The sequence below is a fragment of the Nitratireductor sp. PBL-C9 genome (assembly GCF_050877045.1).
Taxonomy (GTDB): Bacteria; Pseudomonadota; Alphaproteobacteria; order Rhizobiales; family Rhizobiaceae; genus Nitratireductor; species Nitratireductor aquimarinus.
Window position 1 is genome coordinate 369331 of record NZ_JBPAXW010000002.1, and the last position, 18233, is coordinate 387563.

At 63.1% G+C, this 18233-nt stretch carries 14 protein-coding genes; 12 read left to right on the top strand and 2 right to left on the bottom strand.

Going from position 1 to position 18233, the window contains the following annotated elements; all coding sequences use genetic code 11:
• The 5 genes from ACRTG1_RS05650 to ACRTG1_RS05670 all read left to right on the top strand — a co-directional run bounded on the left by ACRTG1_RS05650 (nucleotide 1) and on the right by ACRTG1_RS05670 (nucleotide 5775).
• Nucleotides 1–357 (top strand): hypothetical protein, encoded by a 357-nt coding sequence (locus ACRTG1_RS05650; RefSeq protein WP_113152804.1) that lies wholly within the window; start codon nucleotides 1–3, stop codon nucleotides 355–357.
• Between the two features lie 139 nt (nucleotides 358–496).
• On the top strand, nucleotides 497–1618 hold the full coding sequence (locus ACRTG1_RS05655; RefSeq protein ID WP_432515883.1) for an ABC transporter substrate-binding protein: 1122 nt from the start codon (nucleotides 497–499) through the stop codon (nucleotides 1616–1618).
• Between the two features lie 498 nt (nucleotides 1619–2116).
• Nucleotides 2117–2596 (top strand): (2Fe-2S)-binding protein, encoded by a 480-nt coding sequence (locus ACRTG1_RS05660; RefSeq protein WP_113154102.1) that lies wholly within the window; start codon nucleotides 2117–2119, stop codon nucleotides 2594–2596.
• Between the two features lie 12 nt (nucleotides 2597–2608).
• The gene (locus ACRTG1_RS05665; RefSeq protein ID WP_206544557.1) at nucleotides 2609–4972 is read left to right on the top strand and encodes a xanthine dehydrogenase family protein molybdopterin-binding subunit; all 2364 of its coding nucleotides are present in this window, start codon (nucleotides 2609–2611) and stop codon (nucleotides 4970–4972) included.
• Between the two features lie 11 nt (nucleotides 4973–4983).
• The gene (locus ACRTG1_RS05670; protein ID WP_432515884.1) at nucleotides 4984–5775 is read left to right on the top strand and encodes an FAD binding domain-containing protein; all 792 of its coding nucleotides are present in this window, start codon (nucleotides 4984–4986) and stop codon (nucleotides 5773–5775) included.
• A gap of 64 nt (nucleotides 5776–5839) precedes the next feature.
• Here the strand turns inward: ACRTG1_RS05670 and ACRTG1_RS05675 are convergent, their stop codons facing one another.
• Nucleotides 5840–7063 carry a GGDEF domain-containing protein gene (locus ACRTG1_RS05675; RefSeq protein ID WP_432515885.1) on the bottom strand — a complete coding sequence of 408 codons (1224 nt, stop codon included), beginning with the start codon at nucleotides 7061–7063 and terminating at the stop codon, nucleotides 5840–5842.
• Nucleotides 7064–7352: 289 nt separating this feature from the next.
• Here ACRTG1_RS05675 and ACRTG1_RS05680 point away from each other — a divergent pair, with 289 nt between their 5' ends.
• The 6 genes from ACRTG1_RS05680 to ACRTG1_RS05705 all read left to right on the top strand — a co-directional run bounded on the left by ACRTG1_RS05680 (nucleotide 7353) and on the right by ACRTG1_RS05705 (nucleotide 15716).
• Nucleotides 7353–8105 (top strand): sulfite exporter TauE/SafE family protein, encoded by a 753-nt coding sequence (locus ACRTG1_RS05680; protein ID WP_432515886.1) that lies wholly within the window; start codon nucleotides 7353–7355, stop codon nucleotides 8103–8105.
• A gap of 496 nt (nucleotides 8106–8601) precedes the next feature.
• Nucleotides 8602–10440 (top strand): ABC transporter ATP-binding protein, encoded by a 1839-nt coding sequence (locus ACRTG1_RS05685; protein WP_224873371.1) that lies wholly within the window; start codon nucleotides 8602–8604, stop codon nucleotides 10438–10440.
• Between the two features lie 40 nt (nucleotides 10441–10480).
• On the top strand, nucleotides 10481–12010 hold the full coding sequence (locus tag ACRTG1_RS05690) for an ABC transporter substrate-binding protein (RefSeq protein WP_432515887.1): 1530 nt from the start codon (nucleotides 10481–10483) through the stop codon (nucleotides 12008–12010).
• Between the two features lie 171 nt (nucleotides 12011–12181).
• Nucleotides 12182–13105, top strand: coding sequence for an ABC transporter permease (locus ACRTG1_RS05695; RefSeq protein ID WP_206544561.1), 924 nt, complete (start codon nucleotides 12182–12184; stop codon nucleotides 13103–13105).
• 14 nt (nucleotides 13106–13119) lie between these two features.
• Nucleotides 13120–13968 (top strand): ABC transporter permease, encoded by an 849-nt coding sequence (locus ACRTG1_RS05700; protein WP_113154109.1) that lies wholly within the window; start codon nucleotides 13120–13122, stop codon nucleotides 13966–13968.
• Nucleotides 13965–15716, top strand: coding sequence for a peptidase M14 (locus tag ACRTG1_RS05705; RefSeq protein WP_432515888.1), 1752 nt, complete (start codon nucleotides 13965–13967; stop codon nucleotides 15714–15716). Before ACRTG1_RS05700 ends, ACRTG1_RS05705 begins: the two co-directional genes overlap by 4 nt.
• A 4-nt stretch (nucleotides 15717–15720) precedes the next feature.
• Here ACRTG1_RS05705 and ACRTG1_RS05710 read toward each other — a convergent pair whose 3' ends face one another.
• Nucleotides 15721–16146 carry a DUF983 domain-containing protein gene (locus tag ACRTG1_RS05710; protein ID WP_206544563.1) on the bottom strand — a complete coding sequence of 142 codons (426 nt, stop codon included), beginning with the start codon at nucleotides 16144–16146 and terminating at the stop codon, nucleotides 15721–15723.
• A 289-nt stretch (nucleotides 16147–16435) separates the two neighbouring features.
• Here ACRTG1_RS05710 and ACRTG1_RS05715 point away from each other — a divergent pair, with 289 nt between their 5' ends.
• Nucleotides 16436–18034, top strand: coding sequence for a GMC family oxidoreductase (locus tag ACRTG1_RS05715; RefSeq protein WP_432515889.1), 1599 nt, complete (start codon nucleotides 16436–16438; stop codon nucleotides 18032–18034).
• Nucleotides 18035–18233 lie beyond the last annotated feature (199 nt).

Here is an 18233-nt window from a genome sequence, read left to right on the forward strand (position 1 = left end):
ATGAAGAAGCTTACTTTGGGGCTTGCTGTCGTTGTCGGGACCATTCTGGCCGGCGGGGCGCAATCTGCCGATCTCTCCACCGGCGATTATTGCCCGGTGGCCGGGAATGCCAAACTTCTCACCATCGAAAACAATGCCACCCTCACCAATGAGGTCGTCCGCCTCATGGATGAGGCCGTCGCCGTTGCCGATAGCCCGCAATGGATCAACTCGGGTCGCCCCGCCTTCGTCTGGGCCTCCGAGGCCAAGGTCGCCTGCGGCAAGGCCTATGGCTATCTCCAGTCCGCCTATCGGGATGAGGACTATCTGAACAAGTGCGAGTGTTTCCACTCGCGCATGGTTCGGTACATGTATTGATCTGCCGTAGATCCGGGTGCCTGGTGTCCCGATGAGAGTGTCTTCCGAGCCGTTGCTGCGCCCTGAAGCAATTTCAGGAAAAGTGGAAACCGGTTTTCCGTCCGGAATTGCTCAAAAGCGCTCTGGTGATCGCGCGTTTTTGCTCGCGCGTCTGACGCGGCCACTTGCGGTCTGCGCCATGCTGGCTCTCGCCGCCTGCCAGTCATCCGGCGTCGAAGACACGCTCAACGTCGAAGACAGCAAGGTTGCATCCTCCGCAGCCGGGCTCGAGACCATCGGCTCCGGGCCCGTGACAATCGGCATGGTCACCGGGCTTGCAGGCACCGCGCGCGCCTCCGAACGCGATTACCGCGCTGGCGCGAAGCTCGCCGCGCAGCAGCTTGGCGGAGATGCGGTCACGCTCGCCATCTACAACGCACAAGCCAATGCCTCAGGCACGAAAACCGCGGTTGATGCGCTCGTCGAACGCGGCGCGAAGATCATCATCGGCCCGGCGCAGGCCGGTCTTCTGAACGCCGTTCCATCGGGCGGCAATCCGCCTGTGGTGGCGTTCGTCACCAATGGCGCTCAGCGCAAGAACGGCGTCTTCGCCTTCCTGTCCGACGCGGTTGACAGCAGCATCGAGGCTGCGGCCTACGCCATTGGCGCGGGCCGCAAGAAGATCGTGATCGTTCACGCTGCGGATGCAGATCAGGCCAGTCTTGCGCGCCTGCGTTCCGGTATCTCTGCCAAAGGCGGCACGGTCATCGCAGACATTCCGGTCTCGGCCAATTCCACGAGCGAGCTTGCATCCAGAGCCGCGCAGCTTCAGGGGGCGCAGGCCATCGTTCTTGCCCCCGGCCTGCGTTCGCCGGCAGCCACGCTGGCGGGGCTTCGCGCCACCGGCGCATTGCCGGCCAGCGCGCTCATCCTCGCCACGCCCGACTTTCCGCCCGGTCCCGCAGGCGCAGGCGTTCTCATGTGCCGTGTCGACCAGCTGGCCGTCGGCGAGATTACCGAGCGCTTCCGCACCGAATTCGGCAGGGCCATGTCGCGGGATGCGGCCTATGGTTTCGATGCCGCAGCCCTCGCCATCGGCATCGCCCGCGCCAGAGGGGCTGCCGGGCTGACAAGCGGCACGCTCACCTCGCGCTCCGGCTTCCGGGGCGTGCTTGGCTCGTTCCGCTTCTCGTCATCGGGCGCGGTCGAGCGCAACTGCTCCATCTACCGGGTGGAGGGCAATGCCTTCAAAATGCATGATCCTGCGCCCAACGGCTTCTGATCTTGGCCTTTTCTTGCCCTATACCAAAGGGGCCTTGGCATTCGAGTAAAACGCCGCTTAAATGATTTCCGGGAGTGAACTGGAAAATGCATTCGGTCGCGTTGCGCGGCCACAATCGGGCGCGGGAGGCCTCGTTTGGCGAATTGCATTGCTGGCGCGGTTTCAGGGAAGATGGAGGAAAATCTCCCCTCTGGACCTGCCACAAATCAAGATGAGTGGGCGTTTCCCCGTTTCCATGAAGCGGTGAGGGCAGCCGCTATGCGCATGCATGCCGCATCTTTGCTGTGCGCCCGGCACAGCCACAGAAGCGTTCAGCACATTTCATCCGGTTTTCCGGCGTCGTCCCGGCGCTTCATGCCGAAGCAGACCGCCGGACGCGCCAATGGCGCCAATGGATTGTCCTGCCATCTCGTTGATCCATGTGAAGGAGCAGGACGGATCGTAACCTAGGATTCCGGCCCGCAGGCGCGGGCGCGGCCCAAGGCAAGGGAGGAATATATGACCGAAGTCTCGATGACGGTGAACGGCAAGGCGGCGCGCGCCTCTGTGCCGGACAATACGCTTTTGGTGGATTTCCTGCGCGAGCATCTGCGTCTCACGGGCACGCATGTGGGCTGCGACACCAGCCAGTGCGGGGCCTGTGTCGTTCATGTCAACGGGCGCGCGGTGAAGAGCTGCACCACGCTCGCCGCGTCGGCCGAAGGGGCCGAGGTCACCACCATCGAGGGGCTGGCCAATGGCGAGCTTCATCCCATGCAGGCGGCTTTCAAGGAAAATCACGGTCTGCAGTGCGGCTTCTGCACGCCCGGCATGATCATGTCGGCAACCGACATGGTTGCCCGCTATCAGGCCGCCGGCAAGGAGCTGACCGAAGAGGCGATCCGCCACGAGCTGGAAGGCAATATCTGCCGCTGCACCGGCTATCACAACATCGTTCGGGCCATTCAGGATGGCGCGGCGAAGATGGCCGCAGGCTGAGGGAGGATAGACATGACGGAACAAGGCATTGGCGCGCGCGTCCTGCGCAAGGAAGACAAGCGCTTCATCACCGGCAAGGGCCGTTACACCGACGATATCCGCAATGAGCGGCAGGCCTATGCAGCCTTCGTGCGCAGCCCCCACGCCCACGCGAAGGTCACCGGCATCGACAGTGCCGAGGCGGAGAAAATGGACGGCGTGATCGCGGTCCTCAACGGCAAGCAGCTCACCGGTGACGGCATCGGCAATCTCATCTGCGGCTGGGCCGTCAATTCCAGGGATGGCAGCCCCATGAACATGGGCGCATGGTCGGCGCTCGCCACCGACAAGGTGCGCTATGTGGGCGATGCGGTTGTCCTCGTGGTGGCCGAAACGCAGGCGGCCGCCCGTGCGGCGGCGGAAGCGGTGGTCGTTGATTACGAGGAGCTGCCGGCAGTCGTCCACGCGGTCGACGCGCTGAAGGACGGCGCGCCGCAGGTGCATGAGAATGCGCCCGGCAATTTGATCTTCGACTGGGGCATCGGCGAGGAGGCAGCGGTCGACAAGGCGCTTTCGGGCGCAGCCCACGTTACCGAGCTTGAGATCGTCAACAACCGCCTGTCGCCCAATCCGATGGAGCCGCGCTCGGCCATCGCCACCTATGACGAGGCGGAAGACCACTACACGCTTTACACGACCAGCCAGAACCCGCATGTGGCGCGGCTGGTGCTGTCGGCCTTCTATCAGGTTGCGCCGGAGCACAAGCTCCGGGTCATCGCGCCGGATGTGGGCGGCGGCTTCGGCTCCAAGATCTACATCTATCCCGAAGAGATCGCCTGCCTCTGGGCGTCCATGAAAACGAAGCGCTCGGTCAAATGGACGTCGAGCCGCTCCGAGGCGTTTCTGACGGATGCGCATGGCCGCGACCATGTCTCCACCGCGCGCATCGGCTTTGATGAGAACAACCGCATTGTCGGCCTCAAGGTCGATACGGTCGCCAATCTCGGCGCTTACATGTCGCTGTTCTCCTCGGCGGTGCCGACCTATCTCTACGCAACGCTGCTTTCGGGCCAGTACGACATCGCCAACATCTACTGCAATGTGCGCACGGTCTACACCAACACCGCGCCGGTGGACGCCTATCGCGGCGCCGGTCGTCCGGAGGCGTGCTTCCTCGTGGAGCGGATCATGGAAACGGCGGCGCGGGAGCTGGGCGTCGACCCGTCAGAGCTGCGACGCGCCAATTTCATCAAGGCGTTCCCGCACCAGACGCCCGTCATCATGACCTATGATGCGGGCGACTTCGCCGCCAATCTCGATCAGGCGCTGGAGGCTGCGGACTACAAGGGCTTCCCCGCCCGCCGCGAAGAAGCCGCCAAGCGCGGAAAGCTGCGCGGCATCGGCCTCGCCTCCTATATCGAGGCCTGCGGCATTGCCCCTTCGGCAGCCGTCGGTTCGCTGGGCGCGGGCGTCGGCCTTTGGGAGAGCGCGGAAGTGCGGGTCAATCCCGTGGGCACGATCGAGGTGCTCACCGGCAGCCACAGCCACGGGCAGGGGCATGAGACCACCTTCGCCCAGGTCGTGGCGGAGCGTTTCGGCCTGCCCATCGAGAACATCCAGATCGTCCATGGCGACACCGACAAGGTGCAGTTCGGCATGGGCACCTATGGCTCGCGGTCCGGCCCGGTCGGCCTCTCGGCCATCGTCAAGGCGCTCGACAAGGTCGAAGCCAAGGTCAAGAAGATCGCCGCCCATGTGCTGGAAGTTTCCGAAGACGATCTGGTCGTTGAGAATGGCGAGGTGAAGGTCGCCGGCACGGACCGCGCCATGGCCTGGCACGAGGTCGGTCTTGCCGCCTACACGGCGCACAATCTGCCCGCCGGCATGGAGCCGGGGCTCAAGGAGGGCGCGTTCTACGATCCGGAAAACTTTACTTTCCCGGCAGGAACCTATGTCTGCGAGGTGGAAGTCGACCCGGAAACCGGCGAGACGAAAATCATCCAGTTCGTCGCGTCCGATGATTTCGGCACCATCATCAACCCGATGATCGTGGAAGGCCAGGTGCATGGCGGCATCGCCCAGGGCGTTGGCCAGGCCATGCTCGAAACCGTGGTCTACGACGATGAAGGCCAGCTCCTTTCGGCCAGCTACATGGACTACACCATGCCGCGCGCCGACAATGTGCCGAGCTTCGTCATCCATCATCATTCCACCAAGAGCCCGTCCAACCCGCTCGGCATGAAGGGCTGCGGCGAGGCGGGGGCCATCGGCACGCCGCCGGCGGTCATCAACGCCATCACCGATGCAATCGGCAACAACGATCTCCAGATGCCGGCCACGCCGCCGCGCGTGTGGGCGGCGTTGCAGGCTGCCTCAACCAAGATCGCTGCAGAATAGGGAGGCCTGCCATGTATGACGTAACCTATCACCGCGCCACCAGTGTCGACGATGCAGCGGAGAAATTCGCCGCAGCCTCCGACGGGCAGCTTCTTGCCGGCGGCCAGACCCTGCTCCCCACCATGAAGCATCGGCTGGCCGCTCCGTCAGACCTGATCGACCTGCGCGGTATTGCCGATCTCGTGGGCGTCCGCGTGTCCGGTCGCAGCGTCACCATCTGCGCGATGACCACGCATGCGGCCGTCGCCGAGAATGCTGAGCTCGCAAAGGTCTGCCCGGCAATCGTCAAGCTCGCCGGCGGCATCGGCGATCCTGCGGTGCGCCATCAGGGCACGATTGGCGGCTCCATCGCCAACAATGATCCTGCGGCGGACTATCCGGCAGGCCTCATGGCGCTTGGCGCGACGATCCACACCAACCGGCGCGAGATCGCTGCGGATGATTTCTTCACCGGGCTGTTCTCCACCGCGCTCGATGAGGGTGAGATCGTCACGGCGGTCAGCTTCGACGCGCCGGAAACCTGCGGCTACGCGAAATTCCCGAACCCGGCCTCGCGCTATGCGATGACGGGCGTTTTCGTCGCGAAAGGCGGTGACGGCGCGGTGCGTGTGGCGGTCACCGGCGCAGGCTCGGATGGCGTCTTCCGCCATGAGGGGCTTGAGCAGGCTCTTTCGAAAGACTGGTCTTCTGCCGCCGTGGATGGCGTGTCCGTCTCCGCCGATGGCCTCATGTCCGACATCCATTGCGATGCCGCCTATCGCGCCAATCTCATCAAGGCCATGGCCAAACGCGCGCTCGCCTGACCGGGATCACGAGATGCAAAAAAAGGCCGGGCGTCTCGCGCCCGGCCTTTTTCGTTATAAGTGGTCAGCCGTTATGTGTCTGAGAGCCCGTCTGCCCGGACTGGGAGTCCCCTGCAGGTGGCGGCGCGGCTTCGGAAACCTCCCGCGCAACGGTGCGGTCGCGTCCGTCGTTTTTGGCCTCATACAGATAGCCATCGGCCCGCTTGAACAGCGTGCCAAGCGTGTCCTGCGGAGCCTTCTCCGCCACGCCGAAGCTTGCGGAAAGGTCGATGCCCTTCTGCGTCAGCGGAAAGTCGTCGGCTGCAAGGTTCCGGCGCAGGCGTTCGGCCATGTCGCGCGCGCCGGCGAGGTCGGTGTTGGGCAGGAGCAGCGCGAATTCCTCGCCGCCGATCCGACCCACAATGTCGGTGGACCGCGCCGTCTCCAGAAGCATGGTGCCGAAGACCTTCAGCGCCGCATCACCGGCACTGTGGCCATGGGTGTCATTCAGGAGCTTGAAGTGGTCGAGATCGCACACGATGAGCGACATGGCTGCTCTGCGCCGCGAATTCACAAGCCTGTTGGCGCGTTCCTCGAAACCACGGCGGTTCAGAATGCCCGTCAGCCCGTCACGGTCGCGATCGCGCCGCAGGTCTTCCATCATGTCGGTCAGAATGGTGGCGAGCACGGCCAGCGCCAGCATGGCCCCCAGCACCGAGAGCGAGAGCTGGAGTGTCTGCCAGAACAGTGATCCATCCGGCGCAATGCCGTCATGCGCTATCGCGGGGCCGGTGGTGAAAAGCGTGCGCGGAAAGAAGTGAATGGCGAAGACCAGCAGCACCCAGAAGAGCACCCGGTCCGCAGCACTTGCACCTTTTGCCGGCCGCAGGCGCAGGGCGTTGACGAGAAGTATGGCGCCGTAGCCGAAATTCTGCACATAGATGCGCATCAGCAGGCTTGGCTCGACATAGGAGAAATACCAGAGCGGCGCCATGATGGCGATCATCAGAGCGATGCCGGCTAACAGGCTGAGCCGTTTGCCGGCGCGTCGTAACATGCCGTCGCTCGCCAGCAACACGGCCAGCGTATAGAAAAAGCCGGAAAACAGCACATTCGGCCCCGGTCCCGCCGGCCATTCCAGAAGCTGCAAGGTCATGCCCACGCTCAGGAAGGCGCAGGCGGCTGCAAGAATGGCGGAATTCAGCTGCCGCCGGTCCACGAGCCACACCCAGACGAAGCCGAGGGCGAAAAGGAGCATGATCGCAGGACCGACAAAGCCGGTCATGTTGATCGCAGGGGTGTTCTCCATCATGCTTTCCAGGCGTGTCGCGAAAGGGTTTCGCAGGGGCGAAACGTTCGAAGTCTCCAGAGAACTTCCCTAATGTCACATTCATAACAAAGGCTGAAGGCCTTCTTTTCATACTATCCCACGTTGTTTCCGTGCGCGCGCACCCGTCTGTGCCAATGCTCCGCCGGCGCAGGCCATTGGCCCTTTTCGGGCGGATCGGATAAGTGGCTCTGGATCGCCGTGGTTCATTCGGATCCGCCGCGATCCAGGCGGTTGATGCAAGTCCGGTTTTTCAGAGCGTGGGGGACGCATGGAAGAGTATTTGATCCTGGCGGTCGCGGCGTTCTTTGCCGGCACGCTCAACACGGTCGCAGGCGGCGGCACGTTTCTCACCTTCCCGGCGCTGGTCTATACGGGCGTGCCCGTCGTTGCGGCAAACGCGACAAGCGCCGTCGCCGTGTTTCCCGGCTATCTGGGCGGCGCGCTGGGCTTCCGTTCGGAGCTCGCGGCTTTCGACCGGTCCAGGCTTCTGCGCATTGCCGGCCTCACGGCCATTGGCGGGCTGATCGGCTCGCTCCTGCTGCTGGTGTCTTCCAACGAAGCGTTCTCGATGGTGGTGCCTTTCCTGCTGGCAGCCGCCACGCTCATCTTCGCCTTCGGCGCCCGCATTCAAACCTGGGCGCGCCGCCACGGTTCGGGCGGTGGCGAGGCAGGTGAGGGGCGGATCAGCACCCTCGTCGTCTCCATCTATGGCGGCTATTTCAATGGCGGTCTGGGCATTGTCCTGCTCGCCCTGTTTTCGCTCTGGGGCATGCGTGACCTCAACACGATGAACGGCCTGAAGAACGGTCTGTCCTTCATCCTCTCGGCCATCTCGGTCGCCACTTTCGCGCTTGCCGGCATCGTTGCATGGCCGCAGGCGCTGGTGATGATGGCAGCCGCCACCATTGGCGGCTATGCGGGTGCGCCGCTGGCCCGCGCGCTGCCGCCTGCCGTGGTGCGCGCGGTGGTCATTCTGGTCGGCACGGTGATGAGCCTGGTCTTCTTCGTCAGGCTCTTTTAAGCCGACTTATCGCCCCGCCGCTTCCCACACCATGTGTCCGCCGCCAGCGCGCCGAAGTAACCCTGCTCGGCCGGCCGGCTATAGCCGCCGCTACGCGAAAACAAAACTCCGACCGGATAGACGCTCACATTGGTTCCCTAAAACGCAAAAGGCCCCGACGGGAACAACAATATTCCCGACGAGGCCCAGATGCCAAAATCTTATTAGGTCTTAAGCCTATCTCGCGAAACGAAGCTGTCAAGGGCGTGTCGAGAGGATTGTCTCTCGCAACGTCAGTTGTGTTGGAAAAGCCCCGATAGATAGGCGGTTATGAGGAAATCGGCGTCCTTCAATGATAATTTATTGACAAAATATCTGGAAATGTTTTCTTTTGATTGGGAGGCCGCTCATAACGCGCGGAAAACATGCGTCTGTCGTCAAACTGGACTAACAGTTGGGGCCAGATGCAGCCGGGTTCAATGAGACATCTCGGCCTACCCTTCAAATGGGAGCACCTATGCCGCAGCTCGGACAGGACACGTTACTGGAAATTCGTTCACTCGCCGTCGAATTCGGCTCGAACCGGGTCGTGGACGATCTGAGCTTCAGGGTCGCGCCGGGGCGCACGCTGGCCATTGTGGGCGAGTCCGGTTCCGGCAAATCGGTCACCTCGCTCTCCATCATGCGGCTGATCGATCACATGAACGGAACCATCGCCAATGGCGAGATCCTGTTTAATGGCGGTAACGGTCCGGTCGATCTCGCCAAGGCCCCGGTCGAAACCATGCGCAAGGTTCGTGGCAAGGACATCGCCATGATCTTCCAGGAGCCGATGACCTCGCTCAATCCGGTCTTCACCATCGGCGACCAGATCACCGAAGTGCTGATGCTGCATGAAAGCGTTTCCAGAAAAGAGGCGCTGCGTCAGGCCGGCGACCTTCTGGAGATGGTGCGCCTGCCGGATGCCCGCGCGCTGCTGTCGCGCTATCCGCACCAGCTTTCCGGCGGCATGCGCCAGCGCGTCATGATCGCCATGGCGCTTGCCTGCAAGCCAAAACTCCTGATCGCCGACGAGCCCACCACCGCGCTCGACGTGACCATTCAGGCGCAGATCCTCTCCATCATCCGCGACCTGCAGGAAAAGCTCGGCATGGCGGTCATCTTCATCACGCACGACATGGGCGTGGTGGCCGAGGTGGCCGACGAGGTGGTCGTCATGTGGCGCGGCCAGAAGGTCGAGGAAGGCCCGGTTGACCAGATCTTCGCCAATCCGCAGCATGCCTACACGCAGACCCTTCTGTCCGCCGTCCCCACCCTTGGCTCCATGGCCGGCGAGAAATATCCCAAGCGCCTGCCGGTTGCCGTCATGGATGGCGAAACGCCCCGTCTCGTGGGCGAGGAGCATCTTCAGGACACCGCGCGCTACGATCAGTCCCCGATCCTCACGCTGAAGAACCTGGAAACCCGTTTCGACATCAAGAAGGGCTTCTTCGGCGGCGTCACCCATCGCGTTCACGCGGTGGAAAAGGTCAGCCTCGACATCTGGCCGGGCGAGACCCTTTCGTTGGTCGGCGAGTCCGGTTCCGGCAAGTCCACCATCGGCCGCACCATCCAGCAGCTTCAGGAAGCGACAGGCGGCGAGATCTTCTTCGAGGGCAAGGCCATTTCCGCCATGTCGTCGGCCGAGCGTCACAGCCTGCGCCAGAAGGTGCAGTATGTCTTTCAGGACCCGTTCGCCTCGCTTGATCCGCGCCGCACGGTCGGCTTCTCCATCGCAGAGCCCATTGTCACGCATGGCCTGATCGAAGGCGCCGCCGCCCGGCAGAAGCGTGTGGATGAACTGCTTGAGCGCGTCGGCCTCAAGGCCGAGCATGCGCGGCGCTACCCGCATGAATTCTCCGGCGGCCAGCGCCAGCGCATCTGCATCGCCCGCGCACTTGCCTCGCGGCCCAAACTCATCATCGCCGATGAGGCGCTGTCGGCGCTCGACGTGTCGGTGCAGGCGCAGATCATCAATCTCTTGATGGAGCTGCAGGCTGACGAGGGCCTGTCCTACCTGTTCATCAGCCACGACATGGCCGTGGTCGAGAAGGTCAGCCACCGCGTCGCCGTGCTCTATCTGGGGCAGATCGTGGAGGCGGGGTCGCGCGAGGCCGTGTTCGAGCGCGCCACGCATCCCTACACGAAGAAACTGCTCTCGGCGGTTCCCATCGCCGACCCGACAAAGCGGCCCGACCGGCCCATGCTCGAAGGCGAAATCCCGAGCCCTGTGCGCAGGGTCGGCGACGAGCCCGAAATTCAGCCTCTGGTGGAGATCGCGCCCGACCATTTGGTCGCGCAGAACGCCGCAGGCTGATTGCTGGAACACAAACGCAGATGAAACGGAGGACTTTGACATGAAACTGGGCAATACACGCGGCGCGTTACTCGCCGCCGTGCTGGCGGCTCTGCCGTTCGGCGTCATGCCGGCGCAGGCCGCAGGCACGCTCACCATCGCTTCCCCGCAGGACCCGGGCAGCTGGGACCCGATCGACACCTTCCTGGTGAACTGGTCGTCCGTCGCCACCAACATCTATGATGGCCTGGTCTATCGCGGTCCCGACACGAAGATCGTCCCCGGCCTCGCCACCGAGTGGGAAGTGCTCGACGAGGGCAAGCGTCTCCGCTTCAAGCTGCGTGAAGGCGTCAAGTTCCACAATGGCGAGGATTTCAACGCCGACGCCGTGAAGTTCACCTTCGACCGCCTGCTCGGCGAAGAAGGCAAGAAGGGCCCGCAGCGTTCCAACTACGCCGTGATCGAGAAGGTCGACATCATCGACGATTTCACCGTCGATCTGATCCTCACCCAGCCCGATCCGGTGCTGATCACCAAGCTCGCCGGCTATGGCGCGATGATCGTGCCGCCGAAATACGTCACCGAGAACGAAGAAGACTTCGTCAACGCAAATCCCGTTGGCACCGGTCCGTTCAAGATGGCCTCCTACGAGCCGAAGGTCGGCGTGAAGCTTGAAGCCTTCGCCGATCACTGGGGCGGCGCACCGAAGCTCGACGCCGTCGAGTACCGCTTCATCTCGGAGCCGGCCACCGCCGTTGCCGAGCTGCAGGCCGGCCGTGTCGACATCGTCATTCCGCCGACCATCCCGATCTCCATGGTTCCCACCATCGAGGCCGACGACAAGCTCGAAATCGTTTCCGTCACCAGCCCGACGGTCTATGCCCTGCGCTTCAACACCGGCAACGGCATCACCGCCGATGAGCGCGTGCGCAAGGCCATGATCATGGCCGTGGATCGCGAGGCCATCATCGACGCGGTTCTCGGCGGTCAGGCCAAGCAGATCGCATCGTTCCAGTCGGAACTGTCCTTCGGTTACGACCCGGAGATGGAGCCGCTGCCGTTCGATCAGGCCAAGGCCAAGGAACTGCTGAAGGAAGCCGGCGTTGCGCCCGGCACGGCTGTTCAGATCGACATTCGCGGCAATGACGCCACCTTCGGTGAAGTCACCCAGGCAGTTGCCAGCTACCTGCAGATGGCCGGCCTCAACGCCACCATCAAGCCGTATGAGACCAACGTTCTGCTCAACGACATCATCCCGCAGGGCAAGACCGGCGAGATGTTCCAGCAGAGCTGGGGCGGCTGGACGCTCGACTACGACAACACCGCCTACCTGATGTACCACACGGGCGAGCGCTGGAACCCGTATGACAGCGACGCGGAGCTGGATGCGCTTCTGGAATCGCAGCGCCCGATGATCGATGTCGATGCGCGTGAGAAGGTGCTGCAGGAAATCGCAGCCTACGCAGCCGACCGCGCTCTCGAAATGCCGCTCTACAACCTCAATGCGCTCTACGGCGTCAACAAGCGGGTGAAGAACTTCATCGCGCCGCCGGACAGCCGCATGCGTCTCAATGAGGTTGAGGTCGAATAGTCCTCCTCAGCATTTTGTGGTCGGGTGCTCTCACCCGACCACGCACAAATGTGAAGGTCAAAGGACTGCGACTTGCATGTCGGGGGCGGCCCGTGTCGCCCCCGGCCCCTTGAACATCGCGCACCGCAAAAGGATCACGCGGCGCGCAACGAATTTATCCCGGAGGCTCTGGTGGCCAGTTTTCTTCTCAAACGCATCCTGCAGGCGGTGTTCGTCGTTTTCGTCGTCACCCTCACGGTGTCGTTCGCCATCCGGCTGACCGGCGACCCGGCGCTCATGCTGTCCCAGGGCGCGGGCAGCGTCACGGAAGAGGATCTGGCGAACATCCGCCAGGCGCTCGGCCTCAACGAGCCCTTCATCACCCAGTACTGGGATTTCATCAAAGGGCTGTTCGTTGGCGATTTCGGCCGCAGCTTCCTTGGTGGAACCTCGGTTTCCATGCTCATTTCCAAGGCCCTGCCGGCCACGCTGGCGCTTGCCTTCTCGTCCATGTTCGTGTCCATCGCGATTTCCATTCCGCTTGGCGTTCACGCCGCGGTCAACAAGGGCAAGACCGCCGATCAGGTGATCCGCATCCTGTCGCTGGTCGGTCTTTCCTTCCCGAATTTCTGGCTCGCCATCATGCTGGTGCTGGTGTTCTCGGTGATGCTGCAATGGCTGCCGCCTTCGGGCATGGGCGGCTTTGCAAGCTACATCATGCCGGCGGTCACCATGGGCGTCATTCTCACGGCCACCAATGTGCGGCTGGTGCGCACGGCCATGCTTGAGACGCTGCGCTCGCAATACATTCAGGTGGCGCGGGCCAAGGGCCTGAGCGAGACCAAGGTGCTCTACAAGCACGCGCTCAGAAACTGCGCCATTCCGCTCATCACCTATTTCGGCCTCCAGTTCGGCGGCCTTCTGGGCGGCATCGTCGTCATCGAGCGCGTGTTCAACTGGCCGGGCCTCGGCACGCTGGCCTTCGATGCGGTGGCCGGTCGTGACTATCCGGTCCTTCAGGCGGTCATCACCGTTCTGTCGCTGCTCATCATCGGCATCAACCTGCTGGTCGACATCGCCTACGGGCTGGTCGATCCGCGCATCCGCAACCGCTAGGAAAGGACGCAATCATGGCACAGGCTGTTTCGCGTTTGCGTCACTTCAAGAACATCGAGTTCATCCTCGGCATCCTGCTCGCCGGCACGATGACGTTGGCGGTGCTTCTCTCGCCGCTTCTCTTCCCCGATGGTGGCGAGCAGATCAATCTTGCCGCCCGCCTGACCAAACCCTTCACCGACTGGGCGCACATTCTCGGCACTGATCCGCTGGGGCGCGATGTGCTTGCGCGTGTCATCTCCGGCGGCAAGATCTCGCTGCTCGTCGGCTTCACCTCGGTTGCCGGCGCGGTGGTCGTGGGCGTCGTGATGGGCCTGATTTCGGGCTATTATCGCGGCTTCTGGGATGTGCTGGTGATGCGCTTTGCCGATGTGCAGCTCGCGCTGCCCTTCATCCTGCTCGCCATCACCTTCATCGCCATTGTGGGCGGCGGCATCACCAACACGATCATCCTGCTCATCGTGTCGCAGTGGGTGCAGTATGCGCGCCTTGTGCGCGGCTCCGTCCTGTCGCTCAACGACCGCGAGTTCATCCATGCGGCCAAGGCCATCGGCGTGCCGGATTTCAAGATCCTGTTCCAGCACCTTCTGCCGAACCTGGCCGGCCCGGTCATCGTTCTGATGACGCTCAACGTCGCCACCAACATCCTTCTGGAAAGCTCGCTCACCTTCCTCGGCCTCGGCGTCGATCCGACCATCCCGAGCTGGGGCGGCATGCTGGCCGACGGGCGCACCTATATGCAGAACGCATGGTGGGTCAGCGTCTTCCCGGGACTTGCCATTCTCTTCACCGTGCTCGGCCTGAACCTGCTTGGCGACTGGCTGCGCGATCTCCTCGATCCAACAGGACGGACAGAAACATGACCGCGATCTTCGAAAAGACCTTTGACCGAACGCTCGACCGTCTGGTTGCCGACTATGCCAGTGAGGCATGGCGCGGCGCAGAGCTGGAGGCCTGGCTTTTCGAAGATGAGGCGGCACGCCGCGCTGCCGGGAAGCGCTTTGCGGCAGCGGGCGTCACCGCCCGGCTGCACAGCGCCTACAAGCCGCTGGTTCATTTCTTCACCGAGGATGCGGCAGCCGGCGCAAGCCGCATCGCCATAACCTACCCGGTGAGCCCGGCTGCGCCCGGGCAGCGTTTCCTTCTGGAGGCCTATCCGCTTGCCGGCATGGTGGGCGCGGCGGAAATCGCCTTCACCCCGGCTGAGGCCGGCGGCGCGCTCGAATATGGCGTCGAGATCACGGCGGCGGATGGCGCTGTCTCGCGCCATGCGGTGTTCGCGCCCAATCGGCTTGCCGAAGATCACATTGGCAAAGAGCTTCTCTCGCCCTGCGGCTGGCTGCGTGTGCGCCATCCCGATGGCCGCAGCGTCGATGAGGTGCTGGAGACCGATTTCGAGCGTCTGTTCCACGAAACGGTACAGGCCATCGATGCGCATCCCTGGGGCGACAGCGAACCCTTCTTCGAGGCGCTGCACATTGCCGTGTCCATGCCCGGCGCAGACGCACGCCTCCCGGTTGGCGAGGAAGCGATCAGCCTGCATGAGGCGCTGCACGAGGATTTCTATTTCTCGCTGCTTGAACTCTTCCAGAAGAAATCCGGCCGTCCGCTCGGTTCGCGCGGGCTTCAGCCCGGTCAGATCATTCCGGTGATCGCGGCAGGCGAGGGGCCGCTCACCGTCAGGGTCGAAACACGCCCGCTTACCACCGAGCCTGCCGCATGGCCCGCACAGCCGCTGCACGAGGCAACGGGACCGTTTTCGGTCGCCGCCGTCAACGAGACGCTGGAGCGGATCGGTGGCGAGGCGTTTGCGGTCAACTCGCGCGCGGGCCGCGCGGTGGCAGGGCGCTATGTCAGCGGAAGCGATCATCCGATCATGCTGAGCGGCGGGCAGCACCCAAACGAGATTTCCGGCGTCGCCGGCGCACTGCGCGGCGCGACGATGCTCTCAGAGCGCACAGGCGCGCATTTCACCGTCTCGCCGCTGGAGAACCCGGATGGCTATGCGCTGCACTGGCATCTCTGCCAGAGCCAGCCGCATCACATGCATCACGCCGCCCGCTACACCGCGCTGGGCGACGATCTTGAATATCGCGAGGCCGAGCCGCTTTATGAAAAGGGCATCCGGCGTCTGTGCTTCGAGCGCACAAAGGCGGCCCTTCACATCAATCTGCACGGCTATCCCGCCCATGAGTGGACGCGGCCGCTGACCGGCTACATTCCGCGCGGTTTCGAGATGTGGACCGTGCCCAAGGGCTTCTTCCTGATCGTCCGCCACAAGGCGGGCTGGGGAGAGCGCACGCGCCGGCTTCTGGAAAAGGTCACGACGGAACTGGCGAAAGTGCCGGGGCTGGTCGAATTCAATGCGCGGCAGATCCGGCTTTACGAGATCCATGCGGGCACGCTGCAGTTCGAGGTTCTGAACGGCTTCCCGATCACGATCTCCGAAGATGATCGTCACGAGGCGCCGATGATGCTCATCACGGAATATCCCGACGAGACGATCTATGGCGATGCCTTCCGGCTCGCGCATGAAGCGCAGGCGCAGACGGTTGTCGCCGCCTACGACGCGCTTCAGGAAATCATGATGGAGACGGCGCTGGAGGTCTGAGAAATCAGGCCTTGTCGGCCTGCTTCTGCGCTTCGGCTGCCTGTTCGTGCCAGGCGTAGTCGATGGAGCCTTCAGCCGCCTTGTGGAAGTATTGCGAGCAGACCAGCCAGCCCTTGAGCGGGCGCAAAAGCGCCATGCAGCTCAGGATCGTCAGCGGCACGGTGGTGAAGACGTGAACCCAGAGCGGCAGTTCGAACGCCATCTGGAACCAGACGCCGAAGGCAAGGGCCGGAACGGCGGCAATCGTCATCGCGAAGAAGGCCGGGCCGTCCGCCGGGTCGGCGAAGGAAAAGTCGAGACCGCAGACGTCACAGTTTTCAGCGATCTGCAGATAGCCCTTGAAGATATGCCCCTTCTGGCACTGCGGGCAGCGGCCGAGCGCGCCGGTCAGCATGGGATTGTCAGTCGGTGTGTATTCGGCGTTCTTCATCTCGGCCTCCATTGGGGCGCGCAGTGTCGGGCAAAGCAAATCGCTTGACCATGTGACAATTGCGCTTGCGACAATATTGCCTGAAATTCTCCAAAACGGCGATTTTCCAGAAAAACGACGGGCTTTTCGGGAAAACCAGGCGCTTTTTCCGAAAAAGAAATGCTCCCAAAGCAGTGCCGTAATCGCGCAGTTCTGATCTTGCGAAAACAACCTGCCGCATCGTAGCCTTGACCATGGAGGCGCGCAGGGCGGATCTTCTTCCGCCTGCCGGTGAGTGGGGCTGACGGCCATGGCGGAGACGTTCGACTACATCGTCGTCGGTGCGGGAACGGCAGGATGCCTGCTGGCCAACCGGCTTTCCGCCGATCCGAATGTCTCCGTTCTGCTTCTCGAAGCGGGCGGGCGGGACAATTACGCCTGGATCCACATTCCGGTCGGCTATCTCTACTGCATCTCCAATCCGCGCACCGACTGGTGTTTTGCGACCGAAAGCGAGCCGGGGCTCGGCGGGCGCTCGCTCGCCTATCCGCGCGGCAAGGTGCTGGGCGGCTGCTCGTCCATCAATGGCATGATCTACATGCGCGGTCAGGCGCGCGACTATGATCGCTGGCGGCAGATGGGCTGCACGGGATGGGCATGGGATGACGTGCTCCCATTCTTCAAGAAGCCGGAGGATTATTACCGGGGCGCCGACGAGATGCATGGCGCGGGCGGCGAATGGCGCGTGGAAGAGGCGCGGGTGCGGTGGGACATTCTCGACGCGTTTCAGGAAGCTGCCGAAGGGCTGGGCATTCCAAGGGTCGATGACTTCAACCGGGGCGACAATGAGGGGTCGTCCTATTTCCGGGTGAACCAGCGCGACGGCGTGCGCTGGAATGCGTCGAAAGCCTTTCTGAAACCCGTGCGCCACCGGAAGAATCTGCGCGTGGAAACGGGCGCGCATGTGCGCCGCCTGCTTCTGGAAGAGGGGCGTGTGACGGGCGTTGCCTATGACCAGAACGGCGAGGCGCGCGAGGCCAGATGCCGCCGCGAGACGGTGCTTGCGGCAGGCGCGATAGGCTCACCGCACATTCTGGAACTGTCAGGCATCGGGCGCGGTGATGTGCTTCAGGCGGCAGGCATTCCCGTGGAGTTCGAGCAGAATGGCGTGGGCGAAAATCTTCAGGACCATCTGCAATTGCGCTGCGCCTACAAAGTGTCGGGCATCCGCACGCTGAACGAGCAGGCGAGCAGCCTGACAGGCAAGGCGGCGATTGCGCTGGAATATTTCCTGAAACGTTCGGGACCGATGTCGATGGCCCCAAGCCAGCTCGGCCTCTTCACCCGTTCGGATGAGGCGCGTGAGACGCCGAACCTGCAATATCACGTGCAGCCGCTCTCGCTCGACAGGTTCGGCGAGCCGGTTCATCCGTTTCCTGCCTTCACGGCGAGCGTGTGCAATCTGAGGCCGGACAGTCGCGGCTCGGTGCATTTGACGTCTGACGATTTCCGCAAGCAGCCGGCAATCCGGCCCAATTACCTTTCGACCGAGAGCGACCGGCAGGTGGCTGTCGATGCGATCCGGCTGACGCGCCGCATCGTCGCGCAGCCGGCCTTGCAGCGATACAGCCCCGAAGAGTTCAAGCCGGGGCCGCAGTACCAGAGCGAAGAAGAACTGGTGGAGGCGGCGGGGCAGGTGGGCACGACAATCTTCCATCCCGTCGGCACCTGCCGCATGGGCGCGGATGAAGGGGCGGTGGTGGACCCGCGGCTTCGCATGCGCGGGCTTCGGGGGCTGCGCATCGCCGACGCCTCGGTCATGCCGGTGATCACATCGGGCAACACAAATTCACCGACGCTGATGATCGCGGAGAAGGCGGCTGCGATGATCCTTGAGGATGCGCGCTGACGTAAGGTGTTTCAGGCTTTTTGCGTCTTGCGATTGCCGCTTTTATAAGGGTTTCATGGTGTTGTCCGGTCGCCAGTGCCGGGCAAAGCCCCACGTCTGCGGCTGGCCGGGCCTGTAGCCCGCCGGCGGGACGTGGTAGAACGCGTTTCAACGCTTGACTCAATGAATAGTGATGATTATTGAAAATCATCAGGAATTA

Excerpts from the sequence above, each read along its gene's own strand:
- ACRTG1_RS05650 (WP_113152804.1), top strand. The coding sequence starts at position 1 with ATGAAGAAGCTTACTTTGGGGCTTGCTGTCGTTGTCGGGACCATTCTG.
- ACRTG1_RS05660 (WP_113154102.1), top strand. The coding sequence starts at position 2,117 with ATGACCGAAGTCTCGATGACGGTGAACGGCAAGGCGGCGCGCGCCTCT.
- ACRTG1_RS05665 (WP_206544557.1), top strand. The coding sequence starts at position 2,609 with ATGACGGAACAAGGCATTGGCGCGCGCGTCCTGCGCAAGGAAGACAAG.
- ACRTG1_RS05670 (WP_432515884.1), top strand. The coding sequence starts at position 4,984 with ATGTATGACGTAACCTATCACCGCGCCACCAGTGTCGACGATGCAGCG.
- ACRTG1_RS05675 (WP_432515885.1), bottom strand. The coding sequence starts at position 7,063 with ATGGAGAACACCCCTGCGATCAACATGACCGGCTTTGTCGGTCCTGCG.
- ACRTG1_RS05680 (WP_432515886.1), top strand. The coding sequence starts at position 7,353 with ATGGAAGAGTATTTGATCCTGGCGGTCGCGGCGTTCTTTGCCGGCACG.
- ACRTG1_RS05685 (WP_224873371.1), top strand. The coding sequence starts at position 8,602 with ATGCCGCAGCTCGGACAGGACACGTTACTGGAAATTCGTTCACTCGCC.
- ACRTG1_RS05690 (WP_432515887.1), top strand. The coding sequence starts at position 10,481 with ATGAAACTGGGCAATACACGCGGCGCGTTACTCGCCGCCGTGCTGGCG.
- ACRTG1_RS05700 (WP_113154109.1), top strand. The coding sequence starts at position 13,120 with ATGGCACAGGCTGTTTCGCGTTTGCGTCACTTCAAGAACATCGAGTTC.
- ACRTG1_RS05705 (WP_432515888.1), top strand. The coding sequence starts at position 13,965 with ATGACCGCGATCTTCGAAAAGACCTTTGACCGAACGCTCGACCGTCTG.
- ACRTG1_RS05710 (WP_206544563.1), bottom strand. The coding sequence starts at position 16,146 with ATGAAGAACGCCGAATACACACCGACTGACAATCCCATGCTGACCGGC.
- ACRTG1_RS05715 (WP_432515889.1), top strand. The coding sequence starts at position 16,436 with ATGGCGGAGACGTTCGACTACATCGTCGTCGGTGCGGGAACGGCAGGA.